Below are 23324 nucleotides of genomic sequence, written 5' to 3' on the forward strand. Positions count from 1 at the left end.
GCCCCATATGAACAAGGAATTCTTCCGGCGACGGCTTCCGGCAAGCAGAGCCTTCATCCTCCATATAGGACGCTTTCATTTTGACAGAAGCCGTCATCGCGCTGAAAGACGTATCGCTGACACTCGGCGAAGGGGCCTCTTCCGTCCACGTGCTGAAGGGCGTCAGCCTCGATGTGGCGGCTGGCGAGGCGACCGGCATCGTCGGCCCCTCGGGCTCCGGCAAGTCGACATTGCTGATGGTTCTGGCAGGCCTGGAAAGGGTCGATTCGGGTACGGTCCGAATCGCTGGCGAATTGCTCAACGGCAAAAGCGAAGACCAGATTGCTTCGTTTCGTGGCCGAAACATTGGCATCGTGTTCCAGTCTTTCCATCTCATTCCCAACATGACGGCGCTCGAAAATGTCGCGGTGCCGCTGGAACTGGCCGGCCACACCGATCCGTTTTCGGTGGCGGCGCGCGAGCTGGCGGCGGTTGGCCTCAGCGATCGCGTCACCCATTATCCCGGCGAATTGTCCGGCGGCGAGCAGCAGCGCGTGGCGATCGCCCGCGCGCTGGCGCCGTCACCGCGCATTCTGATCGCCGACGAGCCGACCGGCAATCTCGACCAGGCAACGGGGCGGCAGGTTGCCGACCTGCTGTTCGCCAAGGCGGCCGAGCGCGGCATGACGCTGGTGCTGGTCACCCATGACCCGGCCCTTGCGGCACGCTGTTCGCGCCAGGTTTCGATGCGGTCGGGACGGATCGAGGATGCGCCCTTGCTTAAAGTGACGGCGTAGCCATGGCGGACAAGTCCCCCTCATCCGGCCCTTCGGGCCACCTTCTCCCCGAGGGGAGAAGAGATCGCCAAGGCTGGCGCCAGGCTCTTCTCCCCAGCGGGGAGAAGGTGGACGCGAAGCGGCCGGATGAGGGGGCTAGCTGGTCGCGGACCCTTTCACTTGCGGTCCGCTTCTCGCTGCGCGAGATGCGCGGCGGCCTGTCCGGCTTCCTGATCTTCCTCGCCTGCATCGCGCTCGGCGTTGCGGCCATCGGCGGGGTCAACTCGGTCGCGCGTTCGATCACCGCCGGTGTCGCCAATCAGGGCCAGACGCTGCTTGGCGGCGATCTTCGCTTCCAGATCAACCAGCGTGACGCCAGCCAGGCCGAACGCGGTTTCCTTGACGGGTTGGGCACAGTTTCGCGGACCGCCAGCATGCGTTCGATGGCGCGTCTGGCCGACGGAACCGACCAGGCGCTGGTCGAGGCCAAGGCGGTCGACCATGCCTATCCGCTCTATGGCACGCTGGAAACCGAGCCGGCGCTGACGAAGCAGGAACTGTTCGGCGAAGAGTTCGGCGTCTTCGGCGCGGCAGCACCCGATCTGCTGTTCGAGCGGCTGCATCTCAAGCTCGGCGACCGGCTGAAGCTCGGCACCGCCACTTTCGAACTGCGCGCCAGGCTGGTCACCGAACCGGACGCCGTGTCCGACGGTTTCGGCTTCGCGCCAAGGCTGATGATCTCGACCGAAGCGCTGACGGCCACCGGACTGATCCAGCCGGGCAGCCTGGTCGAGAATGCCTACAAGATCCGGCTGCCGGCAGACGCCGACGAGGCGCGGCTCAAGGCCGTCCAGGATCAGGCGGCCAGAGATTTTCCCGAAGCCGGCTGGTCGATCCGCACGCGCAGCAACGCGGCGCCTGCGCTGTCCTCCAACATCGAACGCTTCTCGCAGTTCCTGACGCTGGTCGGGCTGACGGCGCTGGTGGTCGGCGGCGTCGGCGTCGCCAACGCGGTGCGCGCCTATCTCGACGGCAAGCGCGGCGTCATCGCCACCTTCAAGAGCCTGGGCGCTTCGGGCGGCTTCGTCTTTGCCGTCTATCTCGTGCAGATCCTGATCATCGCCGCCCTGGGCATCGTGCTCGGTCTCGTACTCGGGGCGCTGATGCCGTTCGCGGCCAGCGCAGCACTTCAGTCCGTCATTCCGGTGCCCGCGGAAGGCGGTTTCTATCCCGGCGCGCTCGGCATGGCGGCGCTGTTTGGCCTGCTGGTGACGCTGGCCTTCGCGCTGCTGCCGCTCGGCCGTGCCCGCGACGTGCCGGCCACCGCGCTGTTTCGCGAGATGGGGCTGGAAGGTCGTGGTTTTCCGCGCCCCGTTTATGTCGCGGCGGCCATCGGCATTGCGCTCTTGCTGGCGGCGCTAGCAATTCTGTTCTCGGGCGACCAGCGCATCGCCTCGATCTTCGTCGGCGCCACAATCTTCGCCTTCCTGGTGCTGCGCCTGGTCGGTGCGCTGGTGCAATGGGCGGCCAGGAAGAGCCCGCGTGTGCGCTTCGTGGCGCTGCGGCTCGCCGTCGGCAACATCCATCGGCCAGGCGCACTGACGCCGTCGGTGGTGCTGTCGCTGGGGCTCGGGCTGACGCTGCTGGTGACGCTGGCGCTGATCGACGGCAATCTCAGGCGTCAGATCTCCGGCAGCCTGCCGGAGCGGGCGCCGAACTTCTTCTTCGTCGACATCCAGAGCAACGATGTCGATTCCTTCTCGGCGCTGATCGGCAAGGAGGCACCAAAGGGAGTGCTGGCCAAGGTGCCGATGCTGCGCGGCCGGGTGATGGCGTTGAACGGCGTCGATGTCGACAAGGTGAAGGTGCCGGCGGCAGGCGCCTGGGTGCTGAAGGGCGATCGCGGCCTGACCTATGATGCCAAACAGCCGGAAAACGCGACGTTGACCGAGGGCAGCTGGTGGCCGGACAAGTATGGCGGCGAGCCGCTGGTTTCGTTTTCGGCGCAAGAAGGCAAAGAGATCGGGCTGAAGCTCGGCGACACCATCACCGTCAATGTGCTCGGCCGCAATGTCACGGCCAGGATCGCCAATTTCCGTCAGGTCGAATGGGAGACGATGGGCATCAATTTCGTCATGGTGTTCTCACCCAACACATTCGCGGGCGCCCCGCATGGCTGGATGGCGACACTGACCGAAAAGAATGCCTCGACGGCGGACGACGCCCGCATCCTCAATGCCGTCACCCGCGCCTTTCCGGCGGTGACGTCGGTCCGGGTCAAGGATGCGCTCGATGTCGTCAACCGGCTGGTCGGGCAGCTTGGCACGGCGATCCGCGCGGCGGCCGGCGTGGCGCTGATCGCTTCGGTGCTGGTGCTGGCCGGCGCGCTTGCCGCCGGTAACCGGGCGCGCATCCATGACGCGGTGGTGCTGAAGACGCTGGGCGCGACGCGCAGGACGCTGATCACGGCCTTCTCGCTCGAATACATGCTGATCGGGCTCGCCACGGCGATCTTCGCGCTGGCGGCAGGCAGCGCCGCCGCCTGGTTCGTCGTCGCGCGCATCATGACATTGCCGTCGCATTTCATGCCCGAGGTGGCCGTGGCGACCATTCTGTTCTCGCTGGTGATCACCGTCGGTATCGGTCTCGCCGGCACCTGGCGGGTGCTCGGCCAGAAGGCAGCGCCGGTGCTGCGCAACCTGTGACCACACGCCCGGAACGGCCACCCTGGATTAAATCTTGGTAAGAATACCGTCCGGAAAGCCGAGGAATCGGCACTTCGCTGTCTCACGAACCGTTACATCCGGTTACGGTCTTGTTCTTGACGCGAATAACCATCATATTTCGCCACAGGCATGCTGGAGCCCTGCCAGCGGCGCCTGGGTCCGGAAGGACCTGACACCGGACGGGGCAGAAGCAATAGAGGACTACAATGGCTGATCCCATTCGCAACTACCAGACGCGCGCCGTGCCCGGCGTCAGCGTCGGTGCTGACATCGATCAGGGCCTGCGCGCCTACATGATCAAGGTTTACAATCTGATGGGGCTTGGCCTCCTCATCACCGGTCTTGCCGCTGTCGGCACGATCATGCTGGCCACCACCACCGATCCGGCTTCGGCTGTCGCGACGCTGCCAAGCGGCGAGATGCTGACCTCCTTCGGCTACGCGATCTTCGGTTCGCCGCTGCGCTGGGTGGTCATGCTGGCGCCGCTGGCCGCCGTGTTCTTCCTGTCGTTCAGGATTCAGTCGATGAGCGTCGCTGCCGCGCAGACCACGTTCTGGGTCTATGCCGGTCTCGTCGGCCTGTCGCTGTCGTCGATCTTCCTGGTCTACACCACGGCGAGCATCTCGCAGACCTTCTTCGCCACCGCTGCAGCCTTCGGCGCGCTGTCGCTGTTCGGCTACACGACCAAGCGTGACCTGACGGCGATGGGCTCGTTCCTGATCATGGGCGTGTTCGGCATCATCATCGCGTCGGTGATCAACATCTTCCTGCAGTCGTCGGCTCTGTCCTTCGCCGTCTCGGCGATCGGTGTGCTGGTCTTCGCCGGCCTCACCGCCTATGACACGCAGAAGATCAAGGAGATGTATTTCGAGGGCGATGCTACCGATGTCGCCGGTCGCAAGGCCATCATGGGCGCGCTCAGGCTCTATCTCGACTTCATCAACCTGTTCATGTTCCTGCTGCAGTTCATGGGCGACCGTCGCTAGTTCAGCAGCGCTGGACCATCGAGTTCCAAAAGGGCGGCCCAATGGCCGCCCTTTTCTTTTGTGCCGGCCTTTGCTGTTATCGCGAGCAGAGAAATGGCATGCATAAATTATGAGCATTACGATTCGACCCGCGACAGCGGCCGACCTCGACCGGATCACGGACATCTACGCCGACGCGGTCGTCCAAGGCACTGCGAGCTATGAGCTGGAGCCGCCAAGCCGCGCCGAGATGGGCACTCGATTCGACAGTTTGATGGCTGGCGGATTTCCCTATCTGGTCGCGGAAAAGGACGGCGCCGTTCTCGGCTACGCCTATGCCGGCGCCTTCCGGCCGCGCCCGGCCTATCGCTTCATCGTCGAGGATTCGGTCTATGTCGCGCCCGAGGCCAAGGGCCAGGGGGTTGGCTTGTTGCTGATGCAGCAGCTGATCGAGGCGGTGCGGGCCGCGGGCTTTCGCCAGATCATCGCGGTGATCGGCGATGGCCGTCCCGACAGCGCCTCGGTGCGGCTGCACGAAAAGCTCGGCTTTCGCCATTCAGGCCGCCTGGAAGGCTCCGGCTACAAGCACGGGCGCTGGCTGGACACGGTGTTCATGCAGCTGTCGCTGAATGGCGGGACGTCGACGCCGCCCGATCCCGAATCGCTGCCGGAGCGGAAGTTTCGCCTTAGGGGGAACTGAATTGAGGAATTGGAGAATTGATGAACTGAAGAATAAAAGAAACAGCGGCTATATATGAAGCTGAGGGCCTTTTCTTCAACTCATCAATTCTCCAGTTCTTCAATTCCCCTGCATCCCCAGCTCAGGCCTCGACCACTTTCAGCTTACTGTCGAAGATGCCAAGCACGCGGCCGAGTTCCTGGCCGCGCTTCAAGATGCGGCCGCCGGCGGCAATGACGGCAAAGGCGCCCTGCTTGCGGGCCAGCTTCGGATCCTTGACGATCTGGAACAGCGGCACTTCGCTGGCGCGGCGGAACACGGAAAACACAGCGCGGTCGGTGAGATGATCGATGGCGTAGTCGCGCCATTCATTGGCGGCAACCATGCGTCCATAGAGTCTGAGGATCTGATCCAGCTCGCGCCGGTCGAACCGCACCGGCTGATCGAGGCGCTCGCGTCGCGCCTCGTGCAGCGGGATCAGTATTGCGGATGCGTCCCCATCCCCCGTCCCGCCGCTGTCATCGGTCATGCCTCGATCCTTCAAAATGAATCTTTGCCAACCAAAGTTGGCGTGTTCGCGGCCGAATTGCAAGACCCGGCGAAGCAGGGCGGCGCCGCGCCGTTTCCGTCACGTCCAGTCACTTTTATGAAACGCGGTGTTGGAATTGGTGATGCTCCGCCACATTTCTGCCTTTTTTTATCCGCGCTCATGCCCCAATGTCCGACGAATTTACCGGCGTTGCCTGAGACGGTTCGGTCCGGCACCGGCTCGTAAACCCCAAGCCCCCCGCCCACGAGTCTGCGTCGGATCGAACCAACCTCGGCTCTTCTTCGGAAGAACCGGGTGCGACGATCCCAAAACTTAAATGACCGACGTCAGAAGCAAGCTGACGTCGGTTTTTTATTGGGTGAAACGACTTCGCACGACCGCGACGTCGTCATCCACGGGCGGAGCGGACGCGCAGACCCCTGGAGCTGCTCCGCAGCCCAAGGGATCCATGCCGCGACGTTTGTCGAAGCATGCTGCCTATCAGAATGGCCAGCTGTCCCAAACGGGACAGCTTAGGCGGGCCGCCTCTCGATTCTGGACGGTTTCGTCGTAGCCGATGTCTCGGCATGGATCCCGGGGTCTCTGCGACGGAGCTTCGCTCCTGCTTCGCCCCAGGATGACGAAGGCAGGGTCGTGTCAGCTATTCCATTACGGCTTGTGAATGAACGCAGCGCCAAGAATGGGACCGGGCATGCCGTCCTTGCCGACTGACTGCAGCAGCACGGCGCAGCCGCCCTTCTTGGCGATCTCGCTCATAGGTAGTTCGTAGCGCTGCGCCTTGCCGTGCCACATGCCGGCGGTCTGGATGCCGGTGACCGCATTCCAGTAGGTCATCTTACGGCCGGTGTTCTCGCCCTCGCCGATCTTGACCGTTTGCGGGGCATCGAAATAGACGATGACGACATGGGCGTCGCTGGGGCCGCTACCGGCATCGCCGGCATCGATCATCACGCGGTCGCTGGTGCGGCTGACCTTGATGGCGACGCGCATGCCTTCGCCGCTCTTGGCCATGCGGGCGAGCGCGCCGTCGACCTCGCCGCGGCTGGCGCCGTTGACGTGGACGCGGCCGTTGATGACGGCCTGCGGGGTATAGACGGAGCGGCTGCCGAAGGCGCGCATATAGTCATATTGCCGCTCGGTGTTCTCCTTGCGGCTCAGCGTGTCCTGCCAGCCGAGATAATCCCAGTAGTCGACATGATAGGCGAGCGCGACGATGTCTTCCTTGGCGACAAGTTCGGCGAACAACGCATCGGCCGGTGGACAGGAATTGCAGCCCTGGCTGGTGAACAGTTCGACCACGCCCAATGGTCTTTCGAGCTGAGGCTTGTCGGGCTCGCCGCCATACCCGGCGCCGGCAGACGCCGAGAAGGCCAGCGCAAAAGCTGCCAGCCACAATGATTTTCGCGAGGCCATAGCCATTCCGATTCCCGCCGGTGGTGCCGGCTTTATCTTGATTGCTAAAATATGTGGCAGAAGCGGAAGTCAACGGGAAGTCACGTTGCGGTGAAATTTTGCCATTGCCGCCGACCGCAACGGCGCAATAGGACAAGGTCTGCGCTTCAGGATAGAAACCGATTCGGGCGGCAATCACGATGTGGCAAACTCTTTTGGCGCCGGTCGATCTCTATTGCGAGCGGACCGGGCCGGAATTCTGGTCCGAGCCGGTCAACGCCCTGACCAACCTCGCCTTCATCGCCGCCGGCCTGTGGGGCGTGCGCGAGGTGCGAAGGCTGGGCACCGGCACCTTCGCCGAGGTGCTGGCATGGTGGGTGGTGGCGATCGGCATCGGCTCGACGATCTTCCACACCTTTGCCACCAAGGGCACGGTCTGGGCCGACGTATTGCCGATCGCCGGCTTCACGCTGGCCTACACGCTGTTCAACCTGCGCCGCTTCCTCGGTCTGCCTTGGGGCAAGGCCATTGCCATCTTCATTGTCTTCTATGTGATTGCGGGGGCGATAACCCTGGCCGTGCCGGACTGGCTGCGCCAGGCGTCGAACGGCACAACCGGCTATCTGCCGCCGTTCCTGGCGCTCGCCTTCTTCGGCGCGCTGGTGGCGGCCAGCGGCAATCGCGCCGGCTGGTACAATCTGGCGGGCTCGGCGATCTTCGTCGTGTCCGTCATCTGCCGAATGATCGACCCGCTGGTCTGCGGCAGCTTCCCGCTCGGCACGCACTTCCTCTGGCACATCCTCAACGGGCTGATGCTCGGCGTGCTTCTGGCCGCGGCGGCGCGCTTTGGGGCGCCGAAGGTAGGCAGTAGGCAGTAGGCAGTAGGCAGTAGGCAGTAGGTGTCCTATTCCCTACTGCCTAAGCCCTACTCCCTTGCTGCTACGCAGCAAGATCGCGCAGCACGTATTGCAGGATGCCGCCGTTCTTGAAGTAGTCGAGCTCGTCCAGCGTATCGATGCGGCAGATGATCGGCACATTCTTCACCGTGCCGTCGCCATAGGTGACTTTGGCGATCATCGTCTGGCGCGGCTTGATTGTGCTCAGTCCGTCGATCTCGACCAGCTCGTCGCCTTTGAGATTGAGCGTGGCCCAGGACGTGCCGTCCTCGAAGACGAAGGGGATGACGCCCATGCCGACCAGGTTCGAGCGGTGGATGCGCTCGAAGGACTGGGCGATGACCGCGCGGACACCAAGCAGGTTCGTTCCCTTGGCTGCCCAGTCGCGCGACGAGCCGTTGCCGTATTCGACGCCGGCGAAGACAACCAGCGGCACGCCTTCCCTCTTGTACTCCATCGCCGCGTCGTAGATCGATTCCTCTTCCTTCGACGGGTAGTGGATGGTGTAGCCACCCTCGCGGCCGTTCTCGCCCAGCATGTGGTTGCGGATGCGGATGTTGGCGAAGGTGCCGCGCATCATCACCTCGTGATTGCCGCGCCGCGTGCCGTACTGGTTGAAGTCGGCGACGCCGACGCCGTGGTCGGTGAGGTATTTTCCGGCCGGCGAGGCCGCCTTGATCGATCCGGCCGGCGAAATGTGGTCGGTGGTGATCTTGTCGCCGAACAAGCCGAGCACGCGGGCGCCCTTGATGTCGCCGATCTTGCCGAAACCGGCGGTCATGCCGGCGAAATAGGGCGGGTTCTGCACATAGGTCGAATTGTCGTCCCAGGCATAGGTCTGGCCTTCCGGCGCCTTGACGTTCTGCCAGTACTCATCGCCCTTGAAGACGTCGGCATATTTGCGGGCGAACAGCTCGCGGGTGACGTTCTTCTCGATGAACTCCTGGATCTCGGCCGAGCTCGGCCAGATATCCTTGAGATAGACCGGGTTGCCGTTCTTGTCCTCGCCGAGCGGCTCTGTCGTGAGGTCCTTGGTGACGGTGCCGGCCAGCGCGTGCGCGACGACCAGCGGCGGCGACGCCAGATAGTTCGCCTGCACGTCGGGGGAGACACGACCTTCGAAGTTGCGGTTGCCGGACAGGACCGCGGCAGCAATCAGGCCTTTTTCGTTGATGGTTTTCGAGATCGGCGCCGGCAGCGGGCCGGAATTGCCGATGCAGGTGGTGCAGCCGAAGCCGACCAGGTTGAAGCCGATCTGGTCGAGTTCCTTCTGCAGACCGGATTTCTCCAGATATTCAGCCACCACCTGGCTGCCGGGGGCCAGCGAGGTCTTCACCCATGGCTTCTGCTTCAGACCGAGGCGGTTGGCGTTGCGGGCGAGCAGGCCGGCGCCGATCAGCACGCTCGGGTTCGAGGTGTTGGTACAGGAGGTGATGGCGGCAATGACGACATCGCCATGGCCGAGATCATGGTCGGTGCCTTCGACGGCGTAGCGCTTGTGGATCTCGGCAGCCTTCTTGTATTCGGTCTCCATCGCCTTGGCGAAGCCTTCCGGAATGCCTTCCAGAGCGACGCGGCCTTCGGGCCGCTTGGGGCCGGCCATCGACGGCACGACGGAGCCAAGTTCCAGCTCGAGCAGGTCGGTGAAGACAGGGTCGGCCGAGCCGGTATCGCGCCACAGGCCTTGCGCCTTCGCATAGGCCTCGACCAGCGCGATGCGGTCCTCGCTGCGGCCGGACATTGTGAGGTAGCGGATGGTCTCACCATCGACCGGGAAGAAGCCGCAGGTGGCGCCATATTCGGGTGCCATGTTGCCGATGGTGGCGCGGTCGGCCAGCGTCATGTTGGAGAGGCCTGGGCCGAAGAACTCGACGAACTTGCCGACGACGCCCTTCTTGCGCAGCATCTGGGTGACGGTGAGCACGAGGTCGGTGGCGGTGACGCCCTCCTTGAGCTTGCCGGTCAGGCGGAAGCCGATCACCTCAGGCAAAAGCATGGAGACGGGCTGGCCGAGCATGGCCGCCTCGGCCTCGATGCCGCCGACGCCCCAGCCGAGCACGCCAAGGCCGTTGATCATCGTGGTGTGCGAATCGGTGCCGACGCAGGTATCGGGATAGGCAGTGGTTTCGCCGTCCTCGGTGTTGGTCCACACCACCTGGCCGAGATATTCGAGGTTGACCTGGTGGCAGATGCCGGTGCCGGGCGGCACGACGCGGAAGTTGCGGAACGCCTGCTGGCCCCATTTCAGGAATTTGTAGCGTTCCTCGTTGCGCTCGTATTCGAGCTCGACATTGCGGGCGAACGCCATCGGCGTGCCGAATTCATCGACGATGACGGAATGGTCGATGACGAGGTCGACCGGCACCAGCGGGTTGATCTTCTGGGGGTCGCCACCGAGCGAGGCCATGGCGTCGCGCATGGCGGCAAGGTCGACCACGGCCGGAACGCCGGTGAAATCCTGCATCAGTACGCGGGCCGGGCGATAGGCGATCTCGACGCCGGCGGTGCCCTTGTCGGTCAGCCAGCCGGCAACCGCCTGGATCGATTCCTTGGTGACGGAGCGGCCGTCCTCGTTGCGCAGCAGGTTCTCCAGCAGCACCTTCATCGAATAGGGCAGCTGGGCGATGCCGGTGAGGCCGTTCTTCTCGGCCTCGATGAGGTCGAAATAGACATACTCGGCGCCGCTTGCGGTCAGCGTGCGGCGGCAATTGAAACTGTCGAGGGATTTTGACACGTGCGATCCTTGTCTGTTCAGCCTGAAAGGGAACGGACGCCGATGGCATGCAATCACGCGCAAAGGTGCGGGTACGGCCATTTCCGCTGTCCGTTCCCAAGCAACCCGAGCCGTTCAAGGCGGCGCGTGCGCTGGTTCGGCGCTAATTCTGTTCCCGTGCCGACCGCTGGCACGGATGCACCGCATATAGAGAATTTTCTGGAATAGTTCTAGACAGTTGCAAAGCAATTTTGTGCGATGCGGCAGCTGCCGCGACACATGGTTTTCAGGGCAGGCGAGGGATGCGGCTGATCGCCGAAAATCTGGGCGGCGAACGCGGCGGCGACACGGTGTTCTCCGGCATCGGCTTTGCCCTGGAGGACGGTCAGTCGCTGGTCGTCACCGGGCCGAACGGATCAGGCAAATCGACACTGCTGCGGGTCATCGCCGGGCTGCTGCCGGTGGCGGAAGGCAGCGTGAGGATTGAAGGAGGCGGCGAGGCGTTTCCGTCCGTTGCCTCGGCCTGCCACTATCTCGGCCACCAGAACGCAATGAAGCCGGCGCTCAGCGTGGCGGAGAACCTGCGTTTCTGGCGCGACTTCAACGGGGACGGACAGCTGGGCGTCGAAGAGGCGCTTGAAACAGTCGGGCTTGGCGGCATCGGCCATTTGCCGTTCGGCTATCTGTCGACCGGGCAGCGGCGGCGGTCGGCGATCGCGAAACTGTTGGTCAGCCACCGGCCGTTGTGGCTGCTGGATGAGCCGACGGCGGGGCTGGACAAGGCTTCGGAGGGGCGGTTCGCGGGGTTGATGACGAGGCATTGCGCGGATGGCGGGATGATTGTCGCCGCGACGCATCTGCCGTTGGGGCTGGACGGGGCGAAGGGGTTGGTGATGGGCTCCTCACCCTCCCCCTTGTGGGGAGGGTCGATCCGCGAAGCGGAGCGGGGTGGGGGTCCCTTATGATGACCGCCGCTTCCCCACTCCGGCGCTGCGCGCCGACCCTCCCCACAAGGGGGAGGGTGAAGTGCTAGCCCTCTTCCTGCGCGACATCCGCCTCAACATCCGTGCCGGCGGCGGAGCGCTGACCGGCGTCATCTTCTTCCTCGCGGTCATCGCCACCATCCCGTTTGGCGTCGGGCCAGATCTCAAGCTGCTTGCCCGCATCGGTCCGGCGATCCTGTGGATCGGGGCGCTGCTGTCCTGCTTGCTCGGCCTCGACCGGCTGTTCCAGGCCGACCGCGAGGACGGTTCGCTCGATCTCCTGGTGCTCGGCAATGATCGCCACATGCTGGCCTTGACGGTACTGACGAAATGCCTGGCGCATTGGGCGGGCAGCGTGCTGCCGCTAGTCATCGCCGCGCCCTTGCTCGGCCTGTTCATGAACATGGAGCCGCTCAGCATCGGCGCCACGGCGCTGACCCTTTTGGTCGGCACGCCGGCAATCACCTTCATCGGCGCCGCCGGTGCGGCGGTGGCAGTGGCGCTGCCGCGTGGCGGGCTCCTGATCTCGGTGCTGGTGCTGCCGCTGACCATCCCGGTGCTGATTTTCGGCGTTTCGGCGAGCTATGGCGCGACGGCCAATCCCGATCCGTTTCTGCAGCCCTTCCTCATTCTTGCCGCGCTGACCTTGTTTCTTGCCGTGCTGGGGCCGGTCTCGGCGGCGCTGGCGCTGCGGCATGGCACGGATTGAAGCGGCCGCGTGAGCGCGAAGGCTGCGGCGTGGCGACCGATTGCGAAGCCGACGAGGCGAGGCTAAGGGAAGGCATGTCTAGACGGGGTGAAACGATCGGTTTGGAAGGCCGCATTTTGGCGGGGCCTGCCGCATGAGCGCGCACGCACTTTACGTGACCGCCGCCTATGGCATCACCGCCGTGGTGCTGATCGGGCTGATCGGCTGGATCCTGCTGGACCAGCGGGCGCGCAAGCGCGAACTCTCCGAACTGGAAGCGGCCGGCGTGCGGCGTCGCTCCGACAAGGCGGCCAAGCCATGAGCACCGAAACGGAAACGCCGACACCCCGTCGCCGCCTGATCGTGCTTCTGCCGCTGTTGATCTTCCTCGGCCTGGCCGGACTGTTCCTGTCGCAGCTGTTGTCGGGGCGCGATGTTTCGGAAGTGCCGTCGGCCCTGATCGGCTTGCCGGCGCCGCAAACCAACCTGCCGGCGCTGGAGGGCTCAAACCTGCCCGGGCTCGATTCGAAATCCTTCGCCGGCAAGGTCACGCTGGTCAATGTCTTTGCGTCGTGGTGCGCGCCGTGCCGCGAAGAGCACCCGGTGCTGCTGGCATTGGCGCAGGATAAGCGCTTCGCCATGGCGGCGCTGAACTACAAGGACCAACCGGAAAACGCTCGGCGTTTCCTCGGCGATCTCGGCAATCCGTTCCAGGCGATCGGCGTCGACGAAGCCGGCCGCACGGCGATCGACTGGGGTGTCTACGGCGTGCCGGAAACCTTCGTCATCGGCAAGGACGGCAAGATCGCCTACAAGCATGTCGGCCCGCTGACGCCCGAGACGGCGAGGGATCTCTTGCTGCCACAGATCGAAAAGGCGCTGGCGGCACCGAATTGACGCGACCACCCGCCTATACGCGCAGCTTCGTCATCCTAGGGCGAAGCAAGGAGCGGAGCGACGCGGCGCAGACCCTAGGATCCATGCCGCGACATTCGTCGGGAAATGCGGCGGTCCGAAACGCGCGCTTGCCAGCGCGAGATCACGGATCATCGCAAACAAATTCTGCACCGCTGTGGTGCTCGAAAATCACGGCATGAATCCTTGGGTCTTCGCAACGCTTCGCATCGCTACGCCCAAGGATGAAGAACGTGATGGGCTGACCGAATGATCAGCCGTAGATCTGCTTGTGGACCTGGTAGAGCATTTCCGAGCGGTCGGCGCGCATGTCGGCCAGATCGCGGCTGGAAAAGCTGTCGATTTCGGCGACAAGGCGGTTGTAGTGCTTGCGCTTGGCAATGCTGTTGCGAGCGCGGGTCATGAGACTGTCGAGGATCATAGCAAGGTTCCTTTTTGGCGCCGCATTTCGGCGGCGGTTTCTTCCTCCCTTGATCGATACGAAGCATGACATAGTAATGGTGCATTGCAAAAGAAGATGTTGCAATGCACCATTGCACTGGACGCATAGCCGGTTAATGCGGTGCTAAAGCGCGTCGCGTTTGAACGGATTCAGGCGACGCGCTTTAGGTCTTTGTTTTTATGCATGTCGTTCTCCCAAAACCCGGGCCACTTTTGGGCGACATGCATTAACGTCATGCGCAGAGCCGGCAAGCGATCTTTTGTATGACACTGTGCGTACCCACATTGCCTTCTGTCCCGTCGGCTGGCTTGATCCGGTGTCACTGATGCCGGGAGGAAAAGCATGGCGGCCGCAGACTATTATGAAATTTTCGATCCGCGCTTCGCGCGCCTGTTCAGCAGCAACGCGCAGGTCGAGAAGCTGTTCACCGGATGCCAATGGGCGGAAGGGCCGGCCTGGTTCGCCGCCGGCCGCTATGTCGTCTGGTCCGACATCCCCAACAACCGCATGCTGCGCTACGACGAGACCGACGGCAATGTCAGCGTCTTCCGTCAGCCATCCGGCAACTCCAACGGCAACACCGTCGACCGGCAGGGCCGGCTGGTCACCTGCGAGCATTCCGGCCGCCGCGTCAGCCGCACCGAGTTCGACGGCTCGGTCACCACCATCGCCGCCAAATGGAAGGGCAAGCGGCTGAACTCGCCCAACGACGCGGTGGTGAAGTCTGACGGTTCGATCTGGTTCACCGATCCGACCTACGGCATCGATACCGACTATGAAGGCGACAAGGCCGAGAGCGAGATCGGCGCCTGCCATGTCTACCGGGTCGACCCCGGCACCGGCGAGGTCGAAGCCGTCATCACCGACATGGTCAGGCCCAACGGGTTGGCCTTCTCGCTCGACGAGACCAAGCTCTATGTCGTCGACACCGGCCGCACGCATGGCGCGCAGAATCCGGCGCATATGCGGGTGTTCAATGTCGGCAAGGGCGGCAAGAAGGTTTCCGGCGAGAAAGTCTTCGCCGATTGCACGGCCGGCCTGTTCGACGGCTTCCGGCTCGACGAGGACGGACGCATCTGGACCAGTGCCGCCGACGGCATCCATTGCTACGACCCGGACGGCACGCTGATCGGCAAGGTCAAGGTGCCGGAAGTCACCGCCAATTGCGTGTTCGGCGGCAACAAGCTGAATTGCCTCTACATCGCCGGCACCACGTCGCTCTACATGGTGCGGCTGATGGTCAACGGCGCCAAGACTTATTGAGACCAGAGCACTGGGTCGCGCGCACGAACATCCCCGGGAGGACAAAAATGCCATTCGTCAACATCCGCATCGTCAAGGAAGTGATCGCCGCCGATCCGGCGGGCAAGAAGGCGGACATCGCCAAAAAGGTGACGGCGGCCATCATGGACGCCACCGGCCTCGGCAATGACGATGTCTGGGTGGTCTTCGAGGAGGTCAATGCCCGCGACTGGTATGTGGGCAAGACCGACGTGGAGACGTTGCGGAAGGGGTAGGTCGGAGGAGTGGCGGACCAAGCCCCACGCCTTCGTCATCCTAGGGCGAAGCAGTCGCGAAGCGACGTCGCGGAGACCCTAGGATCCATGCCGTGACGTGCGAGCACGATAACGGTGCAAGTTTGTTTGTGGCGGCTAGGCAATATTCACGTCAGGTAGTCTGAGCCCTTCTTGGACCGCTGCATTCCTCGCCAATGTCACGGCATGGATCCTAGGGTCTGCGCCGCGTCGCTTCGCTCCTTGCTTCGCCCTAGGATGACGAATGCGTGGTGGGTCGGCGCTCAATGCGAGCGGATAAAAGCGGCGAAAGCATCCAGCGCATCGCGCATCGCCAGTATATTTCCCGGCTCGGCCAGGATGGCCTCCACTTCCGGCGGCTTCTTGCCGAGCAGGGCAATCTCCAGCACATCGTCGCAAAGCGCGAACGACATGGTGCGCATGATCTCGGCCAGTGCGGCACGGGCAAACAGCGAGCGCGGCGAGGCGTGCACCAGCATGGCGGGCTTGGCGACAGCGGCGTCGCGCGAGACCAGCCAGTCGAGGGCGTTCTTCAGCCCGCCCGGCACGCCATGGGCATATTCCGGACAGGAGATGATGACGCCGTCGGCTTGGGTGACGGCATCGATCAGCGCGGAGGCTTCAGGCGGCGTCCGCTCGCCCTCATCGTCGGGATTGAAGATCGGCAGACGGCCAAGCCCGTCATGGACAGTGACGCGGCAGCCGGACGGTGCGTTGCGCGCCAGTGCGGCGACCAGTGCCGAATTGGTGGAGGCCGCCCGCAGGCTGCCGGAAATGGCAAGGATGTTCAGCAAAGTATGGAACCGGTCCGGCGCGAATCGCGTCCGGAAAACCTACCACATCGTCTTCTTGTATTCCTCGTCGAGCCAGCGGTCGGTCGCTTCGGCCGAATCGGCAACGGCCAGCTGATCGCGCATGATCTGGCCGAGCGTCGGCAGTGTCGTGCGGTCGTACCAGGTTTCCGGCTTCCACAGGTCCGAGCGCATGAAGGCTTTGGCGCAATGCATGTAGGCGGCCTTGACGCTGACCACGACGACGCTTTGCGGTTCCCTGCCGTCGACGGCGAGCCGTTCGCGAAGGCCCGCGTCGACGGTGATGCGGGCGTCGCCGTTGACACGCAGCGTCTCGTTCATGCCGGGAATGAGGAAGAGCAGGCCGACCGAGGGATTGAGGAGGATGTTTTCCAGCGTGTCGAGCCGGTTGTTGCCGGGTCGGTCGGGAATGGCGATCGTCGTTTCGTCGAGCACCGTGGCGAAGCCAGGCTTGTCGCCTTTCGGCGTCACGTCGGCATTGCCGGCGCCGTCGGAGGAGCCGATCAGCACGAACGGGCTCTTGCCGATGAAGGAACGGCAATGGCCGTCGAGCAGTTTCAGCTCCTTGCGGATCGAGCCGTCGGTCGGCCGTGGCGTCTTGTAGATCGTCCTCAGCTGGTCGCGCGTGGTGACGAATTCCATGGCTCTCCCCCTAATTGCAGGCTCTACTTCCCGGCCTTCTCTTCTTTCCCGGTCTTGTCCTCAAGCGAATGGCGCAGGATCAGCGGCATCTGGCTGAAGGTGAACAGAAGCGTGATCGGCATGATGCCCCAGACCTTGAAGGTAACCCAAGCGTCGGTGGAAAAATTCCGCCACACCACTTCATTGGCAAGGGCCAGGAACAGGAAGAACAGACCCCAGCGGAAGGTCAGCTTGCGCCAGCCTTCGGCGTCGAGGCTGAAGGCCGAATCGAAGACATAGCCAAGCAGCGACTTGCCGAAATAGAGGCCACCGAGCAGCACGCCGCCGAACAGCGTGTTGACGATGGTCGGCTTCATCTTGATGAAGATGTCGTCCTGCAGATAGAGCGTCAGCGCGCCGAAGATGAAGACGACGACGCCAGACACCATCGGCATGATCGGCAAGGTGCGCATCAAAAGCCATGAAGCGATCAGCGCGATGGCCGTGGCGGCCATGAACAAGCCGGTGGCGACGAAGATCGGCCCGCCGAATTCCGCCAGAGCAGGGAATTTCTGCACCAGCCATTCGCCGCGCGCATTGGCGAAGAAGAAAACCATCAACGGCCCCAGCTCCAGCGACAGCTTGAGCAGCGGATTGACGCTTTCCTTCTTCTGTTTTTGCGGATCCGACGGATCGCGTTCGAGAATGGGTGGGCTCATGGACTCTCTTTCTTACGCATGATCCGATCCAAAAAGTCTGCAGCTTTCTGGGACATGCTTGCTACGCCACTCCAGCGATCGCCCTGGCGAATTCGCTTGCCGAGAAGGGTTCGAGGTCGTCGACCTGTTCGCCGACGCCGATGAAATAGACCGGCAGTTTGTGCTTTGCCGCGATCGCCACCAGAATACCGCCGCGTGCCGTGCCGTCCAGCTTGGTCATCACCAGGCCGTTGACGCCGGCGATATTGCGGAAGATTTCGACCTGGTTGAGCGCGTTCTGGCCGGTGGTGGCGTCGACCGTTTGCAAAACGGTGTGCGGTGCTTCCGGGTCGAGCTTGCCCAGCACGCGGACGATCTTTTCGAGCTCGGCCATCAGTTCGGTCTTGTTTTGCAGGCGGCCGGCGGTGTCGATGATCAATACGTCCGAGCCGGCTTCCTTGGCCTTTTCGAAGGCGTCATAGGCGAGGCCCGCGGCATCGGCGCCGATCTTGGAGGCGATGACCGGCGATTTCGTCCGCTCGCCCCAGATCTTCAGCTGCTCGATCGCGGCAGCGCGGAACGTGTCGCCGGCGGCGAGCATCACCGACAGGCCGCCATCGGTGAGTTTTGCGGCGAGCTTGCCGATGGTCGTGGTCTTGCCGGTGCCGTTGACGCCGACCACCAGGATGACATGCGGCTTGTGCGAGAGGTCGAGCTCGAGCGGCATGGCGACATGGGTCAGCACCTTTTCCACCTCGGCCGCCATGATGGCGCGAACCTCGGTGTCGGAGACGTCCTTGCCGTAGCGGCTGGCGGCCAGCGCGTCGGTGACGCGCAAGGCCGTCTCCATGCCAAGATCGGCGCGGATCAGCACATCCTCGAGGTCCTGCAGCGTCTCCTCGTCCAGCTTGCGCTTGGTGAAGACGCCGGCAATGTTGCCGGTCAATTCCTTGGACGAGCGGGCAAGCCCGTCCTTCATGCGCTGGAACCATGAGCGCCTCGGCGCCGGTTCCGGCGCCTTCTGCGGCTCGGCCTTCTGCTCGACCTTCTTGGTGACGGTCACCTTGCCGGGCGCGGGCTTTGGCTCCGATTTCGGTTGCGGCAGGACCTGCGGTTCGGGCGCGATTTCGGCTATGACCGGCTGCGTCTCGACGGGCGCCGGCTGGCGAATGGGCGCCAGGACTTCGGCTGGCGGGGCTTCGGGCGCCGTGCGCTCTACCTCCCCCTTGATGGGGGAGGTCCCGAGCGCAGCTCGGGGGTGGGGGTGATCAGCGCCGGCGCTGCCACCCCACCCCGCCGCTTCGCGTCGACCCTCCCCATCGAGGGGAGGGTGGGGCGTCGGCGCGGCCTGCGGTTCGGGCGCGATCTCGGCGAGGATCGGTAGCGGTTCTACCGGTGGAGGCTGGCGAATCGGGGCTGGGATTTCCGCCAGTGGTATCTCGGGTTCCGGCTTTGCCGGTGGAGCTTCGACCGCCGGCGCCGGCACTTCGACGGGCGCTGGTTCTGGCAGCTTCTCCGGCTGGGGCACGACCTCCGGCTGCTCCGGTTCAGGAACTTCCTTCGGCTCCGGTGCGGGAACTGGCTCGGGCACCTCGGGCGCGGCGGGGACTTCCTCCGGCGCCGGCTCTTCAGCGGGAATTTCGGGAGCCGGTGGCTCTGGGGCCGCAGGCTCAACCGGCTGCGGTTCCTCGACCGGGGCAGGCTCAGGCTGGATTTCCGGCTCGGCAGGTACCGAAGGTGCCGGCGCCTGAATGACCTCCGGCTCAGCCGCCGGTGTAGGTACGACTTCCGCCTCCGGCCGCTGCTCGTCGCGCTTCAAGAACTCCGGAACGACCTGCTCGGCCGCCGGCTTCAGCGCATCGAGCGCTTCCCATTTGATCGGCGGCAGAGGGGCGGTCTCGTCGATTCGCTCCTCGACAACCTCTTTCTTGCCGAACGAAAATATCTTCTTGAAAAAACCAGCCATGCTTTGCGTTTCTCAGGCGGCGCGGGCGGCAAGGGGCGCCGCGATAAGCCTGATACCATCGTGGCCTGATATATCGGCCTCGACGATCTCGCCCGGTGCGCCCATGCCGAGTGCGGCAAGCGTAAAACCCTCGGTGCGGCCAAGGCCGTCGCGCTCGATCAGGATCGACTGACGCGTACCAGTGAGCGACGACAGATGCCTGGTATAGGCAGCTTCACCGGCGACGCGCAGCCGGGCGGCGCGCTGCTTGACCACCTCGCGGCGGAGCTGCGGCATGCGCGCGGCGGGCGTGCCTTCGCGTGGGCTGAACGGGAAGACGTGGAGATGGGTCAGGCCACACTCCTCGACGATTTTTTCCGAGTTCTCGAACATTTCATCCGTTTCGGTCGGGAAGCCGGCGATGATGTCGGCGCCGAAGACGATGCCGGGGCGCAGCTTGCGCACATCCTCGCAGAAGCGGATCGACTGATCGCGCAGATGGCGGCGCTTCATCCGCTTCAGGATCATGTCGTCGCCCGATTGCAGCGACAGATGCAGATGCGGCATCAGCCTGGGCTCGGTGGCAATCGTGTCGAGCAGATCGTCGTCAGCCTCGATCGAATCGATGGAGGACAGCCGCAGGCGCTTCACATCGGGTACCTGCTTGAGGATGGTCTTCACCAGCCTGCCAAGCTTCGGCGCGCCCGGCAGGTCGGCGCCAAAACTGGTCATGTCGACGCCGGTCAGCACGATCTCGGCATAGCCGTTGCCTGCGAGCCGCTTGACCTGCTCTACCACGGCGCCCATCGGCACCGAGCGTGAATTGCCGCGGCCATAGGGAATGATGCAGAAGGTGCAGCGGTGGTCGCAGCCGTTCTGCACCTGGACGAAGGCGCGGGCGCGGCCCTCGATGGCGTCGACCATGTGGCCTGCGGTCTCACGCACCGAAAAGATGTCGTTGACGCGCGCCTTCTCGGTGTCGTTGACGCCGAAATCCGGCAGCGCGCGATAGGAATTGGCCTTCAGCTTCTCCTCATTGCCAAGCACGAGATCGACTTCGTCCATGGCGGCGAATTTTTCGGGCTCGGTCTGCGCGGCGCAGCCGGTGACGATGATGCGCGCCTGCGGGTTGTCGCGGCGCGCCTTGCGGATCGCCTGCTTGGCCTGGCGCACCGCCTCGCCGGTGACGGCGCAGGTGTTGAAGATCACGGCGCCGCCTTCCAGCGCGCCGAGGCCGGCGGTTTCAGCCTCGCGCCGCATCACCTCGGACTCATAGGTGTTCAGCCGGCAGCCGAAGGTCACCACATCGATGCCCTTGGACACCGGGCTCTTGGGCAGAGCGGACATCAGGCCGCGCTTTCAGTGTCGCGGGCCCATGTTCCGGTCGACGGATCGAAGCTGCCGGAAAATTCCCATTCGGCAGCGCCCGTGAGGATGACGTGGTCATCCTCACGCCATTCGACATGCAGCGTGCCGCCGCCGGGGGTCAACAGGCTGACGCCGCGGCCGGTCCGGTTGGTGCGAGCCGCGGCAACAACGGCGGCGCAGGAGGCCGAGCCACAGGCCTTGGTCAGGCCGGCGCCACGCTCCCAGGTACGGATGACCATGGTTTCAGGCGAGGTGACCTGCGCGATGGTTATGTTGGCGCGCTCGGGGAACATCGGGTGGTTCTCAAGCAGCGGGCCGAAGCGGTCGAGCTCATAGGACCAGACGTCGTTGTCGACCCAGAAGATGGCGTGCGGATTGCCCATCGAGACGACAGAGGGCGAGTGCAGCACGGGTGCGTCGATCGGGCCGATCTGCAGCTCGATCATGCGGGTGTCGCGGAATTCCTCGGCCAGCGGAATGTCCTGCCAGCCGAAACGCGGCGTGCCCATGTCGACCGAGATCAACCCGTCGGCATGTTCGCGCGCGTTGAGGATGCCGGCAACGGTCTCGAAGGTGAAGGTCTTCTGGCCGGTCTCGGCGGCAAGCGCCTGGACGACGCAACGCATGCCATTGCCGCAGGCCTGCGCGCCTGTTCCGTCGGAATTCAATATGTCGATGAAAAAGGCGGTGCCCGGCGTCCTGGCGTCGTGGATCGCCATGATCTGGTCGAACCTGGTGGCGGCATCGGCGTTCAGCGCAATGGCGGCGGCCGCGGTCACCCGATCGGCACGGCTGCGCATGTCGGCAACGATGATCTCGTTGCCGATGCCGTTCATCTTGGCGAAAGGGGCAGTGCTGGCCATTGCTCCGAAAATTCCGTGTCCGTTTGGCGCTATATGGCGGAAACGGGCAGGAATTACCAGTGCGCAGCCGCCTCAGAGACCGTTTCGAAATTCGCTCTGGCGAGTCATATGGTGGTGGTTTCGAGAACCGGAGCGCAGCGGACGTTTGGTCCGTGAGCACCGGAAGCGCAGAAAACGCCTTCAGATGGCCGCCAGAGCAGAGTTTCCAAACGGTCTCAGGTCACCGCGAGGATGCCAAGCACCACCAGCAGGAAGATGACCCGAACGATGCCGATGAGGATGTGCCGCGAGGCCGATGCCCGAGGCTATATCCAGGGGTGAAAATCTGACGCTTGGTACCGACGCTAAATTACCGCCTCGGGTCTGAGCGGCCTATCCATGAAGACGATGTATGGCATGAGGTCGTCGGGATAGTCGTTGTAGGCGGGACAGTCGCGGAAGCCGACGGACCTGTACAAAGCGATCGCCTCAGTGAGCAAGTTGGCTGTATCGAGCCGCATGAGCGCGTAGCCGTCACTTCGCGCAGCATCGATCAATGCCGCGCAAAGGCGCCGCCCGGTGCCGCGCCCCTGACCGCTCTTCCGAACGAAAAGCCGCTTCATTTCGCAGATCGTGTCAGACAGCCCCCGGTAGGCGATACACCCAACGACCTCGTCCCCTGAGAGCGCCAGAAACGCTCGGCCGCTCGGCGGCCCGTACGAGGACGACAACTCTTGCAACTCCTCGTCAAGCGACTGATGGCTGAACGCGGCGTCAACGAACCAGCTGTCTCCTGCATATCGTTCGCGGCACCATTCGACATACTCGCGGACCATGGTCGCAAACTCGTGATAGTGCTGGCTCGTCGTGGCAGAGATGACTATGTCCATCGACATTTGGATGCCTCCCCCAGAAGCGCAGGACGCAGCCTAGCAGAGATGCCCACGCATGTCGTAGCTGTCGCATCCGGATAGCCGCTCTAACTCTTTGTTTTGACGCAATTCCGGACGGAAAACCGCTTCACACTTTTCCTGGAATTGCTCCATGGCAAAGGAAATGTCGAGCTCCCGTTCGTCGGGAGCACCAGTTCTGGCGAACCGGCACGATCCCGGGATGCCGAAGACCATGGGTGTTTTCCATCCAAAGCGGACTCCATTTCGGGTACCAAGCGTCAGATCTTCACCACTAGCCTGCGATCTCGATATCGGTGGTGAAGGGCGCCGTCTTGCTCGAATTCTCGTCATGCATGAGGAAGTCGCAGCGGTATTTGCCGGGCGGCAGGCCGTCGAGGGAGAGGTCCAGCTTGAAGAACAGTTCGCGGTTGTGCGAGCGGGACGCGACCTGGACACGGCCGACCTTCTCGCTCGTGCCGAGTGTCTCGCCGGCCGCGGAAACGACGGTGATGTCGACGGACAGCGCGATCATGCTGTTGCCGAGGCCGTCCGAGCCGTATCCATAGCCAACAGGTTCCATGTAGAGCACGATCTTCTCGCCGGGCTTGTAGATGTGATTGGCACGCTCGCCGTAGATGCCGAAACCGCTTGCGGAATCGACCTGTTTGACGTTCTGGACAGCCAGCGGCATCGCTTGCCAAAAGGCTTCCTCGGCGCTGCGGAATTTGTCCAGCGCGCCGGCGCCGTCGCCCGATTGCAGCAGCTTTTCGGCTTCCGCGGCGCGGTCGCCGATTTCGCCTGCGAAAGCGCACGGCGTCGAAATCGCCAGCGCCATCAGAACTGCCATGATTGATTTCATCCGAATTCCCCTTTGCCTGTCGGGCGGACCATCTGCGAAAATGACCG

Annotated in this window: 24 protein-coding genes; 11 read left to right on the top strand and 13 right to left on the bottom strand. The window is 63.7% G+C overall.

The window, feature by feature from the left end; all coding sequences use genetic code 11:
* The first annotated feature begins 80 nt into the window (after positions 1-80).
* The 4 genes from HB777_30680 to HB777_30695 all read left to right on the top strand — a co-directional run bounded on the left by HB777_30680 (position 81) and on the right by HB777_30695 (position 5146).
* A complete protein-coding gene (locus HB777_30680) occupies positions 81-776 on the top strand; it encodes an ABC transporter ATP-binding protein (GenBank protein QND67882.1) in 696 nt (231 codons plus the stop codon).
* A 2-nt stretch (positions 777-778) separates the two neighbouring features.
* Entirely contained in the window at positions 779-3460 is a 2682-nt protein-coding gene (locus tag HB777_30685; GenBank protein ID QND67883.1) for an ABC transporter permease, read from the top strand.
* A 227-nt stretch (positions 3461-3687) separates the two neighbouring features.
* Positions 3688-4467: a Bax inhibitor-1/YccA family protein gene (locus tag HB777_30690; GenBank protein ID QND67884.1), complete on the top strand. Its 780-nt coding sequence runs from the start codon at positions 3688-3690 to the stop codon at positions 4465-4467.
* A 106-nt stretch (positions 4468-4573) separates the two neighbouring features.
* Positions 4574-5146, top strand: a complete 573-nt coding sequence (locus tag HB777_30695) for an N-acetyltransferase (GenBank protein ID QND68955.1) — start codon at positions 4574-4576, stop codon at positions 5144-5146.
* Between the two features lie 121 nt (positions 5147-5267).
* Here the strand turns inward: HB777_30695 and HB777_30700 are convergent, their stop codons facing one another.
* On the bottom strand, positions 5268-5654 hold the full coding sequence (locus HB777_30700; protein QND67885.1) for a DUF2794 domain-containing protein: 387 nt from the start codon (positions 5652-5654) through the stop codon (positions 5268-5270).
* A 669-nt stretch (positions 5655-6323) separates the two neighbouring features.
* Complete coding sequence (locus HB777_30705) at positions 6324-7094, bottom strand: DUF1223 domain-containing protein (GenBank protein QND67886.1); 771 nt, start codon at positions 7092-7094, stop codon at positions 6324-6326.
* Positions 7095-7267: 173 nt separating this feature from the next.
* Here HB777_30705 and HB777_30710 point away from each other — a divergent pair, with 173 nt between their 5' ends.
* Positions 7268-7945: a ceramidase gene (locus HB777_30710; GenBank protein QND67887.1), complete on the top strand. Its 678-nt coding sequence runs from the start codon at positions 7268-7270 to the stop codon at positions 7943-7945.
* Between the two features lie 61 nt (positions 7946-8006).
* Here HB777_30710 and acnA read toward each other — a convergent pair whose 3' ends face one another.
* On the bottom strand, positions 8007-10697 hold the full coding sequence (gene acnA, locus HB777_30715; GenBank protein QND67888.1) for an aconitate hydratase AcnA: 2691 nt from the start codon (positions 10695-10697) through the stop codon (positions 8007-8009).
* 281 nt (positions 10698-10978) lie between these two features.
* Between acnA and ccmA the strand changes: the two genes are divergently transcribed.
* From ccmA to HB777_30735, 4 genes are all read left to right on the top strand, one after another.
* Positions 10979-11641 (top strand): heme ABC exporter ATP-binding protein CcmA, encoded by a 663-nt coding sequence (gene ccmA, locus HB777_30720; GenBank protein QND67889.1) that lies wholly within the window; start codon positions 10979-10981, stop codon positions 11639-11641.
* Between the two features lie 61 nt (positions 11642-11702).
* Positions 11703-12368 (top strand): heme exporter protein CcmB, encoded by a 666-nt coding sequence (gene ccmB / locus HB777_30725; protein ID QND67890.1) that lies wholly within the window; start codon positions 11703-11705, stop codon positions 12366-12368.
* A 133-nt stretch (positions 12369-12501) separates the two neighbouring features.
* Positions 12502-12669 carry a heme exporter protein CcmD gene (gene ccmD / locus HB777_30730; GenBank protein ID QND67891.1) on the top strand — a complete coding sequence of 56 codons (168 nt, stop codon included), beginning with the start codon at positions 12502-12504 and terminating at the stop codon, positions 12667-12669.
* Positions 12666-13244 (top strand): DsbE family thiol:disulfide interchange protein, encoded by a 579-nt coding sequence (locus tag HB777_30735; protein ID QND67892.1) that lies wholly within the window; start codon positions 12666-12668, stop codon positions 13242-13244. Before ccmD ends, HB777_30735 begins: the two co-directional genes overlap by 4 nt.
* A 271-nt stretch (positions 13245-13515) precedes the next feature.
* On the opposite strand, the gene HB777_30740 is transcribed toward HB777_30735, so the two are convergent.
* The gene (locus HB777_30740) at positions 13516-13683 is read right to left on the bottom strand and encodes a hypothetical protein (protein ID QND67893.1); all 168 of its coding nucleotides are present in this window, start codon (positions 13681-13683) and stop codon (positions 13516-13518) included.
* 363 nt (positions 13684-14046) lie between these two features.
* Between HB777_30740 and HB777_30745 the strand changes: the two genes are divergently transcribed.
* Complete coding sequence (locus tag HB777_30745; GenBank protein QND67894.1) at positions 14047-14967, top strand: SMP-30/gluconolactonase/LRE family protein; 921 nt, start codon at positions 14047-14049, stop codon at positions 14965-14967.
* A 47-nt stretch (positions 14968-15014) separates the two neighbouring features.
* A complete protein-coding gene (locus tag HB777_30750) occupies positions 15015-15221 on the top strand; it encodes a 4-oxalocrotonate tautomerase family protein (GenBank protein ID QND67895.1) in 207 nt (68 codons plus the stop codon).
* Between the two features lie 281 nt (positions 15222-15502).
* Here the strand turns inward: HB777_30750 and HB777_30755 are convergent, their stop codons facing one another.
* From HB777_30755 to HB777_30795, 9 genes are all read right to left on the bottom strand, one after another.
* Positions 15503-16033: an NAD(P)H-dependent oxidoreductase gene (locus tag HB777_30755; protein ID QND67896.1), complete on the bottom strand. Its 531-nt coding sequence runs from the start codon at positions 16031-16033 to the stop codon at positions 15503-15505.
* A 39-nt stretch (positions 16034-16072) separates the two neighbouring features.
* Complete coding sequence (locus HB777_30760; protein QND67897.1) at positions 16073-16693, bottom strand: pyridoxamine 5'-phosphate oxidase family protein; 621 nt, start codon at positions 16691-16693, stop codon at positions 16073-16075.
* A gap of 23 nt (positions 16694-16716) precedes the next feature.
* Positions 16717-17391, bottom strand: coding sequence for a septation protein A (locus HB777_30765; GenBank protein QND67898.1), 675 nt, complete (start codon positions 17389-17391; stop codon positions 16717-16719).
* A 61-nt stretch (positions 17392-17452) separates the two neighbouring features.
* The gene (gene ftsY, locus HB777_30770) at positions 17453-19336 is read right to left on the bottom strand and encodes a signal recognition particle-docking protein FtsY (GenBank protein ID QND67899.1); all 1884 of its coding nucleotides are present in this window, start codon (positions 19334-19336) and stop codon (positions 17453-17455) included.
* 12 nt (positions 19337-19348) lie between these two features.
* On the bottom strand, positions 19349-20662 hold the full coding sequence (gene mtaB, locus HB777_30775) for a tRNA (N(6)-L-threonylcarbamoyladenosine(37)-C(2))-methylthiotransferase MtaB (GenBank protein QND67900.1): 1314 nt from the start codon (positions 20660-20662) through the stop codon (positions 19349-19351).
* A complete protein-coding gene (locus HB777_30780; protein QND67901.1) occupies positions 20662-21546 on the bottom strand; it encodes a diaminopimelate epimerase in 885 nt (294 codons plus the stop codon). Before HB777_30780 ends, mtaB begins: the two co-directional genes overlap by 1 nt.
* Positions 21547-21890: 344 nt before the next feature.
* Positions 21891-22421, bottom strand: a complete 531-nt coding sequence (locus HB777_30785; GenBank protein ID QND67902.1) for a GNAT family N-acetyltransferase — start codon at positions 22419-22421, stop codon at positions 21891-21893.
* Positions 22422-22454: 33 nt separating this feature from the next.
* On the bottom strand, positions 22455-22652 hold the full coding sequence (locus tag HB777_30790; GenBank protein ID QND67903.1) for a hypothetical protein: 198 nt from the start codon (positions 22650-22652) through the stop codon (positions 22455-22457).
* Between the two features lie 58 nt (positions 22653-22710).
* On the bottom strand, positions 22711-23277 hold the full coding sequence (locus HB777_30795) for a hypothetical protein (protein ID QND67904.1): 567 nt from the start codon (positions 23275-23277) through the stop codon (positions 22711-22713).
* Between the last annotated feature and the right edge of the window lie 47 nt (positions 23278-23324).

It is taken from the genome of Mesorhizobium loti (genome assembly GCA_014189435.1).
GTDB lineage: Bacteria > Pseudomonadota > Alphaproteobacteria > Rhizobiales > Rhizobiaceae > Mesorhizobium > Mesorhizobium loti_G.